At 72.6% G+C, this 16,982-nt stretch carries 15 protein-coding genes; 7 read left to right on the top strand and 8 right to left on the bottom strand.

Annotated elements, in window-relative coordinates:
• Positions 1 to 230 precede the first annotated feature (230 nt).
• Complete coding sequence (locus tag BCL76_RS29130; RefSeq protein ID WP_309136871.1) at positions 231 to 491, top strand: hypothetical protein; 261 nt, start codon at positions 231 to 233, stop codon at positions 489 to 491.
• Between the two features lie 96 nt (positions 492 to 587).
• Here BCL76_RS29130 and BCL76_RS29125 read toward each other — a convergent pair whose 3' ends face one another.
• From BCL76_RS29125 to BCL76_RS29110, 4 genes are read right to left on the bottom strand one after another with little or no spacing between them, the layout of a single operon-like run.
• On the bottom strand, positions 588 to 1,748 hold the full coding sequence (locus BCL76_RS29125; protein WP_030716104.1) for an acyl-CoA dehydrogenase family protein: 1,161 nt from the start codon (positions 1,746 to 1,748) through the stop codon (positions 588 to 590).
• A 7-nt stretch (positions 1,749 to 1,755) separates the two neighbouring features.
• A complete protein-coding gene (locus BCL76_RS29120) occupies positions 1,756 to 2,673 on the bottom strand; it encodes a hydroxymethylglutaryl-CoA lyase (protein ID WP_109782511.1) in 918 nt (305 codons plus the stop codon).
• An 11-nt stretch (positions 2,674 to 2,684) separates the two neighbouring features.
• Positions 2,685 to 4,766, bottom strand: coding sequence for an ATP-binding protein (locus BCL76_RS29115; RefSeq protein ID WP_109782364.1), 2,082 nt, complete (start codon positions 4,764 to 4,766; stop codon positions 2,685 to 2,687).
• Positions 4,767 to 4,792: 26 nt separating this feature from the next.
• Positions 4,793 to 6,409 (bottom strand): carboxyl transferase domain-containing protein, encoded by a 1,617-nt coding sequence (locus BCL76_RS29110; RefSeq protein WP_030716095.1) that lies wholly within the window; start codon positions 6,407 to 6,409, stop codon positions 4,793 to 4,795.
• Between the two features lie 99 nt (positions 6,410 to 6,508).
• Here BCL76_RS29110 and BCL76_RS29105 point away from each other — a divergent pair, with 99 nt between their 5' ends.
• From BCL76_RS29105 to BCL76_RS29095, 3 genes are all read left to right on the top strand, one after another.
• Positions 6,509 to 7,093, top strand: a complete 585-nt coding sequence (locus tag BCL76_RS29105; RefSeq protein WP_109782363.1) for an SACE_7040 family transcriptional regulator — start codon at positions 6,509 to 6,511, stop codon at positions 7,091 to 7,093.
• 56 nt (positions 7,094 to 7,149) lie between these two features.
• Positions 7,150 to 7,962, top strand: coding sequence for a phosphatase (locus tag BCL76_RS29100; RefSeq protein ID WP_109782362.1), 813 nt, complete (start codon positions 7,150 to 7,152; stop codon positions 7,960 to 7,962).
• Positions 7,963 to 8,061: 99 nt separating this feature from the next.
• Positions 8,062 to 8,910, top strand: coding sequence for a DUF4253 domain-containing protein (locus BCL76_RS29095; RefSeq protein WP_109782361.1), 849 nt, complete (start codon positions 8,062 to 8,064; stop codon positions 8,908 to 8,910).
• Between the two features lie 15 nt (positions 8,911 to 8,925).
• Here BCL76_RS29095 and tesB read toward each other — a convergent pair whose 3' ends face one another.
• Both tesB and BCL76_RS29085 read right to left on the bottom strand, forming a co-directional pair.
• Complete coding sequence (tesB, locus tag BCL76_RS29090) at positions 8,926 to 9,804, bottom strand: acyl-CoA thioesterase II (protein WP_030757002.1); 879 nt, start codon at positions 9,802 to 9,804, stop codon at positions 8,926 to 8,928.
• Between the two features lie 26 nt (positions 9,805 to 9,830).
• Positions 9,831 to 10,988 carry an acyl-CoA dehydrogenase family protein gene (locus BCL76_RS29085; RefSeq protein WP_109782360.1) on the bottom strand — a complete coding sequence of 386 codons (1,158 nt, stop codon included), beginning with the start codon at positions 10,986 to 10,988 and terminating at the stop codon, positions 9,831 to 9,833.
• Positions 10,989 to 11,360: 372 nt separating this feature from the next.
• On the opposite strand from BCL76_RS29085, the gene BCL76_RS29080 reads away from it, so the two are divergent.
• The gene (locus tag BCL76_RS29080; RefSeq protein WP_109782359.1) at positions 11,361 to 12,284 is read left to right on the top strand and encodes a hypothetical protein; all 924 of its coding nucleotides are present in this window, start codon (positions 11,361 to 11,363) and stop codon (positions 12,282 to 12,284) included.
• Here BCL76_RS29080 and BCL76_RS29075 read toward each other — a convergent pair.
• Positions 12,272 to 13,708, bottom strand: coding sequence for a PucR family transcriptional regulator (locus BCL76_RS29075; protein WP_109782358.1), 1,437 nt, complete (start codon positions 13,706 to 13,708; stop codon positions 12,272 to 12,274). The genes BCL76_RS29080 and BCL76_RS29075 overlap by 13 nt on opposite strands.
• A gap of 116 nt (positions 13,709 to 13,824) precedes the next feature.
• On the opposite strand from BCL76_RS29075, the gene speB reads away from it, so the two are divergent.
• Positions 13,825 to 14,790 carry an agmatinase gene (speB, locus tag BCL76_RS29070; protein ID WP_109782357.1) on the top strand — a complete coding sequence of 322 codons (966 nt, stop codon included), beginning with the start codon at positions 13,825 to 13,827 and terminating at the stop codon, positions 14,788 to 14,790.
• Between the two features lie 5 nt (positions 14,791 to 14,795).
• Positions 14,796 to 16,463, top strand: a complete 1,668-nt coding sequence (locus tag BCL76_RS29065) for a thiamine pyrophosphate-binding protein (RefSeq protein WP_109782356.1) — start codon at positions 14,796 to 14,798, stop codon at positions 16,461 to 16,463.
• 24 nt (positions 16,464 to 16,487) lie between these two features.
• On the opposite strand, the gene BCL76_RS29060 is transcribed toward BCL76_RS29065, so the two are convergent.
• On the bottom strand, positions 16,488 to 16,754 hold the full coding sequence (locus BCL76_RS29060; RefSeq protein ID WP_109782355.1) for a hypothetical protein: 267 nt from the start codon (positions 16,752 to 16,754) through the stop codon (positions 16,488 to 16,490).
• Positions 16,755 to 16,982 lie beyond the last annotated feature (228 nt).

Genomic DNA, 16,982 nt, shown 5'->3' with positions numbered 1-16,982 from the left:
CGGTGGGGGAAGATCCGATCGTGAGGTGGATCACTCCCCGGGGACCCGGGGCGACCGGCGGGAATCCGCATCGTCCCCGGTGAGTAACCGAGTTGAGGCGATCCCCGACCAGGACCGCAACCCTGCCCGGCTGGCCGTCGGCCCCGAACGTCGGCATGAATACTGGGCGCATGCGAAGGCAATGGTGGATAAGCGCGGGAGTGAACCTGCTGATGGGAGTGCCGGCAGTCGTGCCGGTCTTTCTCGTGTGGTACATCGCCGTCAACGGGCCGCTCGCCGAGCTCGGCTGGACCGTTCGGGAACCCACGGAGAACGACGGCATGATGCTCTGGCTGGTGATCGCGGTGCCGATCGTGGCCGCGTTCGTGCTGCTCTGGTGGCTCGCCAACGCCTTCGCACGGCGATGGAACACGGCGGCGGCCCGGGTCTACTGGCCGGTGTGCGCCGCGGTGACCCTGGTGCCCACGTCCGCGCTCATGATCTTTCTCTGACCGGGCCCCGGAAGCCCCCCCCGGGACATGCGGAAGTCCGGCGCGGGCACGGGGCCCACGCCGGACGTCGTCATCGGGTTCCTCAGCTGGTGAAACTCAGCCGGCGAAGCCCAGTTCGCGGGCGATCAGCATGCGCTGGACCTCGCTCGTGCCCTCGCCGATCTCCAGGATCTTGGAGTCCCGCCACATGCGGGCCACCGGGTACTCGTTCATGAAGCCGTAGCCGCCGTGGATCTGGGTGGCCTCGCGGGCGTTGTCGACGGCGACCGTCGAGGAGTACAGCTTCGCGATCGCCGCCTCCTTCTTGAACGGCTCCCCGGCCACCAGGCGGGAGGCCGCGTCGCGCCAGCCGATGCGGGCCATGTGGGCGCGCATCTCCATGTCGGCCAGCTTGAACTGGATGGCCTGGTTGTCGCCGATCGCCTTGCCGAAGGCGTGCCGCTCCTTGGCGTACTTCACCGACTCGTCCACGCAGCCCTGCGCGAGACCGGTCGCGAGCGCGGAGATGGCGATCCGGCCCTCGTCGAGGATCCGCAGGAACTGCGCGTAGCCGCGGCCCTCCTGGCCCACCAGGTTGGCCAGGGGGACCCGTACGCCGTCGAAGGACAGCTCACGGGTGTCCGAGGAGTTCCAGCCGACCTTGGAGTACGGGGCGGCCACCGTGAAGCCCGGGGTACCGGACGGGACGATGATCGAGGAGATCTCCGGGCGGCCGTCCGCCTTGCGGCCCGTCACGGCCGTGACGGTGACCAGACCGGTGATGTCCGTACCCGAGTTGGTGATGAAGCACTTCGAGCCGTTGATGACCCACTCGTCGCCGTCCTTGACGGCGGTGGTGCGGGTACCGCCCGCGTCGGAGCCCGCACCGGGCTCCGTCAGGCCGAAGGCGCCGAGGATCTCACCGGAGCACATCTTCGGCAGCCACTCGCTCTTCTGCTCCTCGGAACCGAAGAGGTAGATCGGCATGGCGCCGAGGGAGACCCCGGCCTCCAGGGTGATGGCGACCGAGGAGTCGACGCGGGCCAGCTCCTCCAGGGCGATGCCGAGGGCGAGGTAGTCCCCGCCCATGCCGCCGTACTCCTCCGGGAAGGGCAGGCCGAACAGGCCCATGCGGCCCATCTCGGCGACGATCTCGTACGGGAACTCGTGCCGCTCGTACAGGTCGCCGATCTTCGGGGCGACGACGTCGTGCGCGAACGCCTCCACGGTGCGGCGGAGTTCCTCGTGCTCAGGGGTGAGCCGGTGGTCGAGGGACATGGTGTGACTACTCCTTGTGGGAGAGGGCGCGGACGGTACGGGAGGGGCTGGGGCGTCCCAGCTGTTCGGCCATCCACACGCTCGTGGCGGTGAGGGCGGCCAGGTCGACCCCGGTTTCGATGCCGAGGCCGTCGAGCATCCACACCAGGTCCTCGGTCGCGAGGTTGCCGGTGGCGCTCTTCGCGTACGGGCATCCGCCGAGGCCGCCCGCCGAGGCGTCGACGGTGCTCACGCCGTGCTGGAGCGCGGCGAGGGTGTTGGACAGGGCCTGGCCGTAGGTGTCGTGGAAGTGCACGCCGATCCGGTCGGTCGTGACACCGGCCTCGTTCAGCGCGACGAGCAGGGCTTGGACATGTCCCGGGGTGGCCACACCGATCGTGTCGCCGAGGCTCAGCTCGTCACAGCCGAGGTCCAGCAGGGCCTTGGCGACGGAGACGACTTGGTGGACCGGGACCGGGCCCTCCCAGGGGTCGCCGAAGCACATCGAGAGATAGCCCCGGACGTGCGCCCGCCCCTCCTTGGCCCGGGCCACGACGGGCTCGAACATGGCGAGGGACTCGGCGACGGTGCGGTTGAGGTTGCGGGACGCGAAGGTCTCGGTGGCCGAACCGAACACGGCGATGCGCGTGGCCCCGAGGGCGAGCGCACGGTCGAGGCCGCGCTCGTTGGGGACGAGGACCGGCAGGTCCGCGGCGACGTCGGCGAGCTGCGGGAACAGCTCCTCCGCGTCGGCCAGCTGGGGCACCCACTTGGGGTGTACGAAGCTGGTGGCCTCGATGGTCGTCAGCCCGGCGGCGGCGAGGCGGTGGATGAACTCCGCCTTGACGGCCGTGGGGACGGCGCCCTTCTCGTTCTGCAGCCCGTCGCGGGCGCCGACCTCGTGGATCCGGACCCGGGCCGGCAGGCCCGGGGCCGGGACGTTCATGGGCAGCCTGTTCACGCGGCGTCCTCCGGCTCTTCGTCGGCGGTGACGACGGCCAGGACCTGGTCCATGGCGACCGTGCTGCCGGGGGTCACGTCCAGCTCGGTGACGGTGCCGGCGTGCGGGGCGGAGATGACGTGCTCCATCTTCATGGCCTCGACGACGAGCAGGCTCTGCCCGGCCGCGACCTTGTCGCCGACGGCCACCTTGACCACGGTGACGGTGCCGGGCATCGGGGCGGCGAGGGTGTCGGCGCCGCTGCGACCGCCACCGCCGAGGTTCGCGGCGACCGGGTCGTACGCCTGCACGTGCCAGCTGTCGGCGTCGCGGCCGAGCCAGGTCCCCTCCGGGGAGGTGGCGTGGCTGAAGCGGTGGGTGACGCCGTCGAGTTCGATGGTGACGGTGTCCGGGGTGCGGGTGAGGACGCGGGCTCGCGCCGGTGCGCCGGGGCTCTGCCCCGGACCCCGCGCCTCAATCGCCGGCGAGGCTGAACCTGCCCCGCTGAGCCGCGTCTCGATGGTCACCGGGTCCTGGCCGGGCAGGCGGAAGTGGTGCACCGTCCAGGCGGGGGTGCCGCCCAGGCGCCAGCCGTCGGGGGCGTCGAAGGGGTCGACCCACCGATTCAGCCCGTCCGGCGTTTGAGGACCGGGGTCCGGGGCGGAGCCCCAGTTTCGGGAAGGGGCGGGGTGGGGGAGAGACAGCAGCGCAGCCGCCGCGTACACCTCCGGCGGTACGCCGTCAGGGAGGAGACCGGAAAGGTCCCGCTCGACCAGGCCCGTGTCCAGGTCGCCGGACACCACGTCGGGGTGGGCCAGCAGCCTCCGCAGGAAGCCCGCGTTCGTCTGGACGCCCAGGATCACGGTGTCGGCCAGGGCCGCCCGCAGCATGCGCAGCGCCGTGGGGCGGTCCGGGCCGTGGACGATGACCTTCGACAGCATCGGGTCGTAGGTGGAGCCCACCGGGACACCCGCCGTCAGGCCGGAGTCCGTACGTACCGCACCGCCCGAGGGCTCCGACAGGGCCAGCACCGTGCCGCCGGACGGCAGGAACCCGCGCGCCGGGTCCTCCGCGCAGACGCGGGCCTCGATGGCGTGCCCGGTCAGCGTCACCGCGGACTGGTCGAAGCCCAGCCGCGCGCCCGCCGCCACCCGGATCTGCTGCTCCACCAGGTCCAGCCCGGTGATCAGCTCCGTCACCGGGTGCTCGACCTGGAGGCGGGTGTTCATCTCCATGAAGTAGTAGGAGGAGGGGTCGCCGCCCGGGACGATGAACTCCACCGTGCCCGCGCCGACATACCCGCAGGAGCGGGCCGCGTCGACCGCCGCCGCGCCCATCGCCGCCCGGATCTTCTCGTCGAGCAGGACCGACGGGGCCTCCTCGATCACCTTCTGGTGCCGGCGCTGCAGCGAGCACTCGCGCTCGCCCAGGTGCACCACGTTCCCGTGGGCGTCCGCCAGCACCTGGATCTCGATGTGCCGCGGCCGGTCCACCCACCGCTCGACCAGCAGGGTGTCGTCGCCGAAGGAGGACCGCGCCTCACGGCGGGCCGCCGCGATCTCCTCGGCCAGCACCGCCTCGTCACGCACCAGCCGCATGCCCTTGCCGCCGCCGCCCGCCGAGGGCTTGAGCAGCACCGGCATACCGATCTCCATCGAGGCGGAGACCAGTTCGGCGTCGGTCAGGCCGCTGCCCGAGGAGCCCGGTACGACGGGCACGCCCGCCGCCTTCACGGTCTCCTTGGCGCGGATCTTGTCGCCCATCAGGTTGATGGCGCTCGCCGGCGGCCCGATGAAGGCGAGGCCGGCGTCGGTGCAGGCCTGCGCGAAGGCCGCGTTCTCGGCGAGGAAGCCGTAGCCGGGGTGGACGGCCTCGGCGCCGGTACGCCGGGCGGCATCCAGCAGCCGCTCCACCGACAGATAGCTCTCGGCGGCCGCGGCCGGGCCGATACGGACGGCCGTGTCGGCCTCCCGGACATGGCGGGCGTCCGCGTCGGCGTCGCTGAAGACGGCCACGGAGCGGATGCCGAGCTCGCGCAGGGTACGGATGACCCGGACCGCGATCTCGCCGCGGTTCGCGACCAGAACAGTGCTGAACATCAGTGAGGTCCTCACGTCACATCACGTCACATACGGAAGATGCCGAAGCCCGAGTCGCCCAGCGGGGCGTTCGCGCACGCGGTCAGGGCCAGTCCCAGCACCTGCCGGGTTTCCATCGGGTCGATGACCCCGTCGTCCCACAGCCGCGCGGTGGCGTAGTAGGCGTTGCCCTGCTCCTCGTACTGCGCGCGGACCGGGGCCTTGAAGGCCTCCTCGTCCTCGGCGGGCCACTCCTGACCCGCGCCCTCGATCTGGTCGCGCTTGACCGTGGCGAGCACCGAGGCCGCTTGCTCCCCGCCCATCACGGAGATCTTGGCGTTGGGCCACATCCACAGGAAGCGGGGCGAGTACGCCCGACCGCACATCGAGTAGTTGCCGGCGCCGTACGAGCCGCCGACGACCACCGTCAGCTTCGGCACCCGGGTGCAGGCCACCGCCGTCACCATCTTGGCGCCGTGCTTGGCGATGCCGCCGGCCTCGTAGTCCTTGCCGACCATGAAGCCGGAGATGTTCTGGAGGAAGAGGAGCGGGATGCCGCGCTGGTCGCACAGCTCGATGAAGTGCGCACCCTTCTGCGCGGACTCGGCGAACAGGATGCCGTTGTTCGCGATGATCCCGACCGGGTGTCCGTGGATCCGGGCGAAGCCGGTGACCAGCGTCTGGCCGAACTCGGACTTGAACTCCTGGAAGCGGGAGCCGTCCACGATCCGCGCGATGATCTCGCGGGCGTCGTAGGGGGTGCGCGAGTCGACGGGGACCGCGCCGTACAGCCCGTACGGGTCCACCTTGGGCTCTTCCGGCGCCTCGACCGACCAAGGCAGGGCCCCGCGCTCGGGCAGGGTCGCCACGATGTTCCGTACGATCCGCAGCGCGTGCGCGTCGTCCTCCGCGAGGTGGTCGGTCACGCCGGAGATCCGGGAGTGGACCTCGCCGCCGCCGAGCTCCTCGGCCGTGACCACCTCACCGGTGGCGGCCTTCACCAGCGGCGGGCCGCCGAGGAAGATCGTGCCCTGGTTGCGGACGATGACGGCCTCGTCGCTCATGGCCGGCACGTACGCCCCGCCCGCGGTGCAGGAGCCGAGGACGGCGGCGATCTGCGGGATGCCGGCCCCCGACATGCGGGCCTGGTTGTAGAAGATGCGGCCGAAGTGCTCCCGGTCGGGGAAGACCTCGTCCTGCATGGGGAGGAAGGCGCCGCCCGAGTCGACCAGGTAGAGGCAGGGGAGACGGTTCTCCAGCGCCACCTCCTGGGCGCGCAGGTGCTTCTTGACGGTCATCGGGTAGTACGTGCCGCCCTTGACGGTGGCGTCGTTCGCGACGATCACGCACTCGCGGCCGCTGACGCGGCCGATGCCCGCGATGACCCCGGCGGCCGGGGCCGCGCCCCCGTACATGCCCTCGGCGGCCAGCGGGGCCAGCTCCAGGAAGGGGGATCCGGGGTCGAGGAGGGTGTCCACGCGCTCGCGCGGGAGGAGCTTCCCGCGGGCGGTGTGGCGGGCGCGGGCCTTCTCGCCGCCGCCGAGCCGGGCCGCGTCGAGCCGGGCGCGCAGGCCCTCGGTCAGCTCGCGGTGGGCGGCCTCGTTGGTCCGCCAGGCCTCGGACGCCGGGTCCGCGGCGCTCGTCAGCACTGGTGCCTGCTGCATCGGTCGAGCTCCCTTGCTCGTTCCACGCGGTTAATGAGCGTTAACGCTTGTGGGACTCAGGTTAACGACCGCTAACGGCCCTGTCTAGAATGGTTTCCCATGAGCACCAGAGCGGCCGCCCCGACCCGACGCGAGCAGATCCTCAGTGAGGCCGCTCGTCTCTTCGCCGCGCGCGGCTTCCACGGCGTGGGCGTCGACGAGATAGGGGCCGCGGTGGGCATCAGCGGCCCCGGCCTGTACCGGCACTTCGCGGGCAAGGACGCCATGCTCGCCGAACTGCTCGTCGGCATCAGCGAGCGGCTGCTGACCGGCGGCCGGCACCGCGTGGCGGAGGCGGCGGCGGCGGGCGACCCGGCCCGGGTGCTGTCCTCCCTCATCGACGGCCACATCGACTTCGCGCTCGACGACCGGGCGCTGATCACCCTCCACGACCGGGAGCTCGACCGGCTCCGGGACGCCGACCGCAAGCTCGTACGGCAGCTGCAGCGCCAGTACGTGGAGCTGTGGGTGGAGGTCGTACGGGAACTGCACCCGGAGGTCGGCGAGGCGGAGGTACGGGTCGCCGTGCACGCCGTCTTCGGCCTGCTCAACTCCACCCCGCACCTGGCGGCCCTGGGTCGCGAGGCGGTGGAATCGCTGCTCCGGCGCCTCGCGCACGGGGCGTTCGGGGCGCTGTCGGCATGACCCGGGGCGTCCGCCGACCGGAATGGACGCGCCGCCTCCGGCCCGGCGGCGGCAGAATGGCCCGTATGCCGAAGCCGATAGAGACGTCCGTACCCACCCGCGCCGAACTCGTCGACCACCTGGTCCGCACCCGGATCGCGGGGCAGGTCGCCACGCCGCGCGACAACAACCTCAGCCACTACCGCAAGCTCGCCAACGGCGACCGGCACTACTGGCTGGGCCTGGAACTGGGCGACCGCTGGACGGACGAGCAGGACGTGCTCGCGGTGATGGCGGAGCGGTGCGGAGTGGTGGACGACCCGACGTTCCGCTTCGGCCAGGACACCATCGACCCCGAGCTGACCGTGGCGGGCCTGGACCGCTTGGCGGCGCGGCTGCGCAAGGCGGCGGCGGACCGGCAGAGCGTGCTCTTCGCCACCGGCCACCCGGGTGGCCTGCTGGACGTCCACCGGGCGACGGCGGCGGCCCTGCGGGCGGCGGGCTGCGAGATCGTCGTCATCCCGCGGGGCCTGACGGCCGACGAGGGCTCGGTGTGGCAGTTCGCGGACGTCGCGGTGCTGGAGCGGGGCGCGACGCTATGGCACACCCACTCGCCGGAGCCGATGACGGCGATCCTGGACGGCCTCGCGGCGGAGGACCGCCCGCTGCCGGACCTGGTCGTGGCGGACCACGGCTGGGCGGGCTGCGCGGCCCAGCGTGGCCTGGACGCGGTGGGCTACGCGGACTGCAACGACCCGGCCCTGTTCATCGGCGAGGCGGAGGGCACCGTCCAGGTGACGATCCCCTTGGACGACCACGTCCGCGACCCCCGCCACTACGACCCGATGGTGGCGTACATCCTGGACGCGGCGGGGCTGCTGGGGCAGTAGCCGCGGCCGAGGGGGTGAGGTCCCGTGGGGGCCTCGCCCCCTCTTCCGTTTCCCCGGCCCGTGGCACCGGTTGTCGGTGGACGTCGTTACGGTCGGCCCATGGCGAAGTCCTCGAAGGTGCGCAACCCGCTGTCCGTTCTGGACGAGGATCCCCAAGGGGTCTCGCTCGGGCTGGAGTTGCCGCCCGGTGCGCTCATCGACCGGCCCGGTCGGCGGGGGTGGTGGAAGGAGCCCGAGCCGTTGTTGTGGGTGTCCGACGAGCCCGTCGGGGTCGGGGCGCTCGCCGCGTATCGGAGTTCCGCGCTCGCGGCCGCCGGGCTGCAGGCCGTGCTGCTCCAGGGGCGGCCGGGGCTCGAACGGTGGTGGCAGGACCGGGAGTTCGTGCCGCAGCGGATGTCCGACCCCGACGACCATCATGTCGAGCCGGTGCTGCGCGAGTTCTGGAGCAGGGTGGTGCCCGACCCCGAGGAGGGGGAGGACGGGGAGGGGCTCATCGCTCCCTTCGGTCGGGCGTGGCCCGGGCTCGCGGCGCGGGGGCCGGACGGCACCGATCCGGAGGGCGCGGCCTGTGCGCTCGCGGACGAGCTGATCGAGAGCGGGTTCCTGTCGAGCCCGCGGCTCGCGCTGGTCCCCGCGGGTCGGGGGGCCGACGTACCGACCGCCGTGGGCTGGGGCGGGCCGACCAACTTCGAGAACGACACCGCCCTGATCAGCGCGGTGCTCCGCTCCTGGGAGGACCGCTTCGGCGCTCGCGTCGTCGCCCTCGGCTTCGACGAGCTCCACGTGTCCGTGGCGGCCCCGCCGCGTACGACCGCCCACGCGCTCCCCGTCGCCGCGGAGCACTTCGCCTTCTCGCCCGACAACATCCGGCAGGGCTCCGGCAGCATCCGCGCCTACGCGGAGGAGGCGGTCACCGGTAGCAAGCACTGGGGGTTCTGGTGGGACTGAGCGGCCGGGCGGAGGTCACGCACGCGGGACGCGTACGACACCCTCCTGGATGACGGTCACGGCCAGCCGGCCGTCCTGCGTCCAGATGCGGGCCTGGCCGAGGCCCCGGCCCGCGGCCGCCGAGGGCGACTCCTGGTCGTACAGCAGCCACTCGTCCGCGCGGAACGGCCGGTGGAACCACATCGCGTGGTCCAGCGAGGCGCCGACCACGTCGCCCACCGCCCAGCCGCCCCGGCCGTGCGCGAGCAGCACCGAGTCCAGCAGGGTCATGTCGGAGACGTAGGTCGCCAGGCAGGTGTGCAGCAGCGGATCCGCGCTGTCGAGCTTGCCGGCCGTGCGGAACCACACCTGCGAGCGCGGCTCCACGGGCTCGCCGACGCTGCCCCACGGCGGGGTCGTGGCGTAGCGCAGGTCCACCGCCTCCCGCGTCTCGATCAGCCGCTCCACCGTGCCGGGGTCGCGGAAGATCTCCCGGTACGCGGGCAGCGACTCGGCCGCGGTGGGCAGGGACTCCGGGTCCGGGGCGGACGGCATGGCGACCTGGTGGTCGAGGCCGTCCTCGTACGTCTGGAACGACGCGGAGAGGTGGAAGATCGGCTGGCCGTGCTGGACGGCGACGACCCGGCGCGTGGTGAAGGAGCGCCCGTCGCGGATCCGGTCCACCGAGTAGACGATGGGCGCGGAGGTGTCTCCGGTGCGCAGGAAGTAGGAGTGCAGCGAGTGCGCGATGCGGTCCGCGGGGACGGTCCGGCCGGCCGCGACCAGGGCCTGGGCCGCGACCTGGCCGCCGAAGACACGCGGTACCAGCGAAGGCCGGCTGGTACCGCGGAAGATGTTCTCCTCGATCTGCTCCAGGTCGAGCAGATCGAGGAGCGTCGTCAGTGCCTCGTTCATGGGGGAAGGGTAAGTGCCCGAATTCCTTACAGGCCCATGGACTTGGCGATGATGGACTTCATGATCTCGCTGGTGCCGCCGTAGATGCGGTTGACGCGGTTGTCGGCGTACAGGCGGGCGATCGGGTACTCGTTCATGTAGCCGTAGCCGCCGTGCAGCTGGAGGCAGCGGTCGATCACACGGTGCGCGACCTCGGTGCAGAACAGCTTCGCGGAGGCGGCCTCGGCGGGGGTCAACTCGCCGGCGTCCAGGGCCTCCAGGGCGCGGTCCGCGACGGCCTGGGCGGCGTCGACCTCGGCCTGGCAGGCGGCCAGCTCGAACTTGGTGTTCTGGAAGTGGGCGACCGGCTTGCCGAAGACGGTGCGGTCGGTGACGTACTGCTGGGCGAACCGGACGGCCGCGGCGGCCTGGGCGTACGCGCCGAAGGCGATGCCCCAGCGCTCGGAGGCCAGGTTGTGGCCGAGGTAGTAGAAGCCCTTGCCCTCCTCGCCCATCAGGTCCTCGACCGGGACCTTGACGTCGACGAACGCCAGCTCGGCGGTGTCGGAGGTGCGCAGGCCCAGCTTGTCCAGCTTGCGGCCGATCGAGTAGCCCTCGGACTTGGTGTCCACGGCGAAGAGGGAGATGCCGAAGCGGCGGTCGTCCTCGCGCGGGGCGGAGGTGCGGGCGCAGACGATCACGCGGTCGGCGTGGACGCCACCGGTGATGAAGGTCTTGGAGCCGTTGAGGACGTAGTGCGTGCCGTCCTCGGAGAGCTTGGCGGTGGTCTTCATGCCCGCGACGTCGGAGCCGGTGCCCGGCTCGGTCATCGCCAGGGCCCACATCTCCTCGCCGGAGACGAACTTCGGCAGGTAGCGCTTCTTCTGCTCATCGTCGGCCAGCATCTTGATGTAGGGGAGGGCGAGCAGCACGTGCACGCCGGAGCCGCCGAAGTTGACGCCCGCGCGGGAGGTCTCTTCGTAGAGGACGGCCTCGAACTTGTGGGTGTCCAGACCCGCGCCGCCGAACTCCTCCGGCACGTTGATGCCGAAGACGCCCAGCTCGCCGAGCTTGTAGTAGAAGTCGCGCGGCGCCTGACCGGCTGCGAACCACTCGTCGTAGACCGGGACGACCTCGGCCTCGACGAAGGCGCGGATGGTCTCGCGGAATGCCTCGTGGTCCTCGTTGAAAACGGTACGGCGCACAGCCGGCTCCCTTCGGTCGCGGCGGTCCGCCGCCATGCCTAAGCGCTTGCTCAGCCTAAGTTACCGGCCAGTCGAAGTGGCTGTCCAGAGTGCAGACGCCATGGAGAGGGTGGGGTGGCTCACCCCGGCCCGCACGGGGGTGGCGCCTTTCGGGGTCTCGCGGGCGGCCCCGGGGTGACCGCGGCGGAGGGGATTCGTCCGCGCCGCGGTGGCTTGAATGTGCTCAAGAATGCCTTGTTCGTGGGCTCACGTACCGATTCGCCCTCCCCTAATCTGCCCGGCATGCCACTCTTCCGGAGAGCGAAAAAGGCAGGCACGGGCACGGGCGGGGGACAGGGCGGGGGACAGGGCGCGGGGCCGGAGCCCTCGCCGGTGCCACCGTGGTGCGCCTGGTTCAGCCCCGCCGACTGGCACGCCTTCGAAGCCCTCCTCAATGATGTGTTCCTGGACGGGAACACGAGCGGGCCGCCCATGCGCTTCGGGGAGCAGCGCCACCTCTCGCTCGCCGCCGAGGGCGAGACCGGCGCACCGCTGGACCTCGCGGAGATAGCCGAGCTGGTCCGCGCGCTGCCGCGCGGCAACTGGCGGTCGGCCACCGTCTCCTTCCTGAACCAGAAGCAGCGGCTCTCCGAGCGCCGCCGCGAACTGGAACGTGCCGGCTTCGCCGAGGTCCGCAACCTGCTCATGCCGAGGCTGGTGACCGTCGACTCGGTCACCGACCGGCACGCGCTGGCGGTCGCCGTCACCGAGGAGCTCGCGGCCGTCGTGGTCATCCAGGTGGGCGGCTCCCTCTCCGCGCCCGTCCCGCCCGAACAGTTCGACTCCTGGCACATGGACAGCTCCGCGGTCTGGGCCGCGGCCATGGCCAACCTCGACGCCGCGCCGGTCTCGCTGCAGTACAACGACGACGAGAACCCGCTGGTGAACGTCGAGGCCGACGGCGGATGGACCTCCACCCACCTCCTGCACGCGGCCGACCTGATCGACCGCCCGGCGCCGCTCGGCATCCTCGCGATGGTCCCGTACCACGGGCACCTGATGCTGTGGGCCGTGGAAGGGCCGGAACTGCACACCTGCGTCATCGCCTACGGGCCGCTCGTACGGAAGATGTGGGAGGACGCCCCGCAGGAGTACCGCCTGAGCTCGCGGCTGCTGTGGATCGGCGAGGGCGGGATCGAGACGATCCAGGTCCATCCCTCGCCGCCCGGCAGCGAGGAGCCGGGCGTGATCACCGGCTCCGCCCGCTTCCTGGAGATGCTCGCCTCCTTCCGCCCGCCGGACGACTACCCGGGCTGAGTCGGGCCGCGCCGATCCGGGTCGCGGTCGGTGGTCCGCAGCGCGAACCACAGCTCCATCCGCACGTCCGGGTCGTCCAGGTCCCGGTACAGCAGCTCGGCGGCGCGGCCGACCCGCTGGCGGACGGTGTTGCGGTGGACACCCAGGGCCGCGGCCGTGCGGTCCCAGTTGCCGTGGTGGGCCAGCCAGCCGCGCAGGGTCTCCCGCAGGACGGCGGAGAGCGGCCCCAGCAGGGCCTCGGCGTGGGCACGGGCCTCGGCCTCCCCGACCAGGCCCGCGAAGCCGGGGTCGGTGTGGTGGGCCAGCGGGGTGCGGGCCGCCTCCGCCCGCCGCACGGCCCGCTCGGCCTGGGCGTCGGCCGTCGCCAGCCCGGAGGGCGCGGCCGGGGCGCTCACCCCGAGCCGCCAGCCGGGCTGCGCGGCGGGCTCCCGGTCCGTGAGCAGCCGTACGCCGCCCTCGTACGGGTCCAGCAGTACGGTGCCCAGCGCGGCCGCGAGGGCCTGCGGATCCCCGGACCCGCGGGCGTGCACGGCGTACCAGGGCCCGGCCGCCAGTGCTTCGGCCGGATCCCCGTCGAGCAGCAGGCGGGTCAGGGCCGCGGCCTCCGCTCCGGCGGGCCGCTCGGCGGTGAGCAGGGTCAGCAGTACGGCGGCCACCGAGGCCACGGTGTGGTCGCCGGGCGCGCGGGCCGGGGTCGCCGTGCCCAGCGCCGCCCGCCCGGCCAGGGCGTAGGCGGCCAGGTGGTGTCCGCCCGCCCGGTCGGTGGCGGTGGCGGGGCCGCCCTCGCGGCCGACCCGGGCCAGCAGCGCGGACAGGGCCTCCCAGGCCGGAGCCGGCAGTTCCGGACCCGCCGCCCGGCCGGCCGGCCACAGGGCGACCGAGCCGCCCAGGCTCGCCGCGAGCCTGGCCAGCACCGCCGGGACCGGGTCGGGGCGGGCCGCGGCCGCCGCCAAGGCCTGCTGGGCCTCGGTGACCCGGCGCAGCTCCCGGGTCCGGGCCTCCGCCATCAGCCGTCCCACGGCGCGGGCGACCGCCGAGAAGGGGGTCCGCGGCGGGACCTCCAGCAGCGGCAGCCCGTGTCGGGCGCAGGCCTCGGCCAGCGCGGCCGGGACCTCCTCGTGCACCGGGGCCACGCCGAAGCCGAGCGCGGCCGCACCCGCCCCGGCCAGCCGGGCCACGTACCCGTCGGGGTCGTCGGCGGGACCCGCGCCGGCGGTCAGCAGCAGCTCACCGCCGAGCAGGTACGGGGAGGGGTCGGGCATCTCGGAGGCATGCACCCCGTGCACCCCGGCCGTGGCCGGTCCGGCGAGGTGGCGCAGACCGAGCTCGCGGTCACCGAGCAGCGCGGCGAGGAGCACCGGCGGGGTGAGCGGCTCCCCGGCGGGGTCGTTGACGGACTCCGGATCACGGGGAGCGGCGGTCATGGATACTCCATACATTTCAGCACTGCCAGATGGATGAAACGTACACTCCCCACCCCCCGGTGACCCGCTTACGCTCGAAGTACCGCACACGTCAGGCCAGAGAAAGAGGCACAGCCATGAGCACGCAGCCGCGCGGCCCCGTCGACTCCTCCCGCATCCCGCGCTACGCGGGCCCGGCGACCTTCGCCCGTCTGCCCCGCCTCGACGAGGTCGGCGGCAAGGCCGACGTCGCCGTCGTCGGCGTGCCCTTCGACTCCGGCGTGTCCTACCGCCCCGGCGCCCGCTTCGGCGGCAACGCCATCCGCGAGGCCTCCCGCCTGCTGCGCCCGTACAACCCGGCCCAGGACGCCTCCCCGTTCGCGCTCGCGCAGGTCGCCGACGCCGGTGACATCGCCGCGAACCCGTTCAACATCAACGAGGCCGTCGAGACGATCGAGGGCGCGGCCGACGAGCTGATCGGCAACGGCTCCCGCCTGATGACCCTGGGTGGCGACCACACCATCGCCCTCCCGCTGCTGCGCTCGGTCGCGAAGAAGCACGGCCCGGTCGCGCTGCTCCACTTCGACGCGCACCTGGACACCTGGGACACCTACTTCGGCGCCGAGTACACCCACGGCACCCCGTTCCGTCGCGCCGTCGAGGAGGGCATCCTCGACACCGAGGCGCTCTCGCACGTCGGTACGCGCGGCCCGCTGTACGGCAAGCAGGACCTGGACGACGACGCCAAGATGGGCTTCGGCATCGTCACCTCGGCCGACGTCTACCGCCGTGGCGCCGACGAGGTGGCCGACCAGCTGCGCCAGCGCATCGGTGACCGCCCGCTGTACATCTCCATCGACATCGACGTGCTCGACCCGGCGCACGCGCCCGGCACCGGCACCCCGGAGGCGGGCGGCATGACCTCCCGCGAGCTGCTGGAGATCATCCGCGGTCTGTCCTCCTGCAACCTCGTTTCCGCCGACGTCGTCGAGGTCGCCCCGGCGTACGATCACGCCGAGATCACCTCGGTCGCGGCCTCGCACACCGCGTACGAGCTGACGACGATCATGTCGCGACAGATCGCGCAGGCGAAGGGCAAGTAAGCGAAGTGACGCACGACCACGACCTGGTACTCCGTCCCACCGAAGCCCAGAGGGCGGCCGCGCTCGCGCCGCCGCCGGGGCGGACGGGCGGGGACCTGGTCGTGGAAACGCTGCGCGGCCTCGGCGCGACCACCGTCTTCGGTCTGCCGGGGCAGCACGCGCTCGCCCTCTTCGACGCGGTCGGCCGCTCCGACCTGCGCCTCGTGGGGCTGCGTACGGAGAACAACGCGGGCTTCGCGGCCGACGCGTACGGCCGGATCACCGGCGAGGCGGTGCCGCTGCTGCTCTCCACCGGCCCGGGCGCGCTGATGGCGCTGCCCGCCCTGGCGGAGGCGGCGGCCGCCTCGGCCCCGGTCCTCGCGATCTCCTCGCAGGTCCCGGTGGCGGGCCTGGGCGGCGGGCGGCGCGGGCACCTGCACGAGCTGCGGGACCAGTCGGCGTCGTTCCGGGACGTGGTGAAGTCCGTCCACACGGTCCGTACGCCCTCCCAGATCCCCTCCGTGATCGCCGAGGCGTGGGAGTCGGCGCTGAGCGCCCCGCACGGCCCGGTGTTCGTGGAGATCCCGGAGGACGTGCTGCGGGCCGAGACGATCGTCCCGCAGGTCACGGGCGTGGACGCGACTCCGCACGAGCTCGCTCCGCGGCCGGAGCTCACGGCGCTCGCCGCCCACTGGCTGGAGAACGCCACCCGCCCGGTGATCATCGCGGGCGGCGGTGTGGTCCGCTCGGACGCGGCGGGCAAGCTCAAGCAGCTCGCGGAGCGGCTGAACGCGCCCGTCGTCACCACCTTCGGCGGCAAGGGCGCCTTCCCGTGGACCCACCCGCTCTCCCTCCGGTCCTGGCTGGAGGACCGCCACATGACCGACTTCCTGGAGGACGCGGACGTCCTGCTGGTGGTCGGCTCGGGCCTCGGTGAACTCTCCTCGAACTACCACACGTTCTTCCCGACGGGCCGGGTGATCCAGATCGAGGCGGACCTCGGCAAGCTGGAGTCCAACCACGCCGGCCTCGGCATCCACGCGGACGCCCGCCTGGCGCTCCAGGCCCTGCTGGAGACGGTGGCCGAGCGCGCGGACGCCTCGGCCCCGGAGCGCGTGCGCCTGGTCCTCGCGGACATCGCGGCCCGCCTCGCCACCCAGGACGTGGCTCTGGAACAGGAACTGCTCGGCTCGATCCGGGCCGCCCTCCCGGCCCGATCCCCGTCCTTCTGGGACATGACGATCCTGTCCTACTGGGCCTGGTCCGCCTTCGACCCGAAGCACCCCAACACCATGCACTCGGCCCAGGGCGCGGGCGGCCTCGGCTACGCCTTCCCGGCGGCCCTCGGCGCGTGCGTCGCGGAACCGGACACCCCGGTGCTGGCGGTGTCCGGCGACGGCGGCGCGATGTACTCGATCGCGGACCTGGCCACGGCCGAGCAGCACGACCTCGACGTCACCTGGCTGATCGTGGACGACGGCGGCTACGGCATCCTGCGCGAGTACGGCTGCGAGGCCGGCACCCGACTGCCCGGCCCCGACTTCGTGGCCCTGGCACAGTCCTTCGGCGTCCCGGCGGCCACCACCACCCCCGAGTCCCTGACCGCCGACCTGAAGAAGGCCCTGGCGACCCCGGGCCCCTCGGTCCTGATCATTCCGGCCACCCTGCGGATGTTCGCCCCGACGCACCTCTAGCGGTGTCCGCTGCGGATCCGGCCGTCAGTCACCCCGCCGCCGGCCCCGGTCCTTGCGCTCGGCCTCGGCCTTGTTCCCGTCCTCGTCCTCGTAGGTGTGCAGGAGGAGGCTGACCACGGCCACGCCCAGCGCCGTCCCCAGGCGGGCCCACGGGTTCTCGGTCAGCAGGCCGACGATCTTCGCCGCGAGCAGCGCGATGAGGAACGCCGTCACGTAGGGGGCGACGGTGCGGACGGTCCTCTGCATGAGACTGCTGCCGGTGCCGGTCGGGTGTTCGTGGTGAGTGGACATGGTCCTCGTTCCCTTCGCTGCGCCACCGCGATCGGTGGGCGGCCGACTTCCAGCATCGGCAGCGCGCCCCGGCCCTCACAGATCCGGATAGTCGTGGCTTGACAGGGGCCGGCCCTGCCTCCCCGCCCGGTCGGACGCGGCCCGCGCGCCCCCGCCGTACGACAGTGCGATTGTTGCGGCGGGATGAAATCCGCCGGTCGGAGCGTTGGCGCTTCCGGCAGGACAGGA

The organism is Streptomyces sp. CG 926, from assembly GCF_003148825.1.
Classification (GTDB): Bacteria; Actinomycetota; Actinomycetes; order Streptomycetales; family Streptomycetaceae; genus Streptomyces.
The sequence above is the reverse complement of the archived record's forward strand: the minus strand, read 5'-3'. Positions and strand labels throughout refer to the sequence as shown.

Bases quoted from the DNA above. Each gene is read 5' to 3' on its own strand.
- BCL76_RS29125 (WP_030716104.1), bottom strand. From the start codon at position 1,748: ATGTCCCTCGACCACCGGCTCACCCCTGAGCACGAGGAACTCCGCCGC.
- BCL76_RS29120 (WP_109782511.1), bottom strand. From the start codon at position 2,673: ATGAACGTCCCGGCCCCGGGCCTGCCGGCCCGGGTCCGGATCCACGAG.
- BCL76_RS29115 (WP_109782364.1), bottom strand. From the start codon at position 4,766: ATGTTCAGCACTGTTCTGGTCGCGAACCGCGGCGAGATCGCGGTCCGG.
- BCL76_RS29110 (WP_030716095.1), bottom strand. From the start codon at position 6,409: ATGCAGCAGGCACCAGTGCTGACGAGCGCCGCGGACCCGGCGTCCGAG.
- BCL76_RS29105 (WP_109782363.1), top strand. From the start codon at position 6,509: ATGAGCACCAGAGCGGCCGCCCCGACCCGACGCGAGCAGATCCTCAGT.
- BCL76_RS29100 (WP_109782362.1), top strand. From the start codon at position 7,150: ATGGCCCGTATGCCGAAGCCGATAGAGACGTCCGTACCCACCCGCGCC.
- BCL76_RS29095 (WP_109782361.1), top strand. From the start codon at position 8,062: ATGGCGAAGTCCTCGAAGGTGCGCAACCCGCTGTCCGTTCTGGACGAG.
- tesB (WP_030757002.1), bottom strand. From the start codon at position 9,804: ATGAACGAGGCACTGACGACGCTCCTCGATCTGCTCGACCTGGAGCAG.
- BCL76_RS29075 (WP_109782358.1), bottom strand. From the start codon at position 13,708: ATGACCGCCGCTCCCCGTGATCCGGAGTCCGTCAACGACCCCGCCGGG.
- speB (WP_109782357.1), top strand. From the start codon at position 13,825: ATGAGCACGCAGCCGCGCGGCCCCGTCGACTCCTCCCGCATCCCGCGC.
- BCL76_RS29060 (WP_109782355.1), bottom strand. From the start codon at position 16,754: ATGTCCACTCACCACGAACACCCGACCGGCACCGGCAGCAGTCTCATG.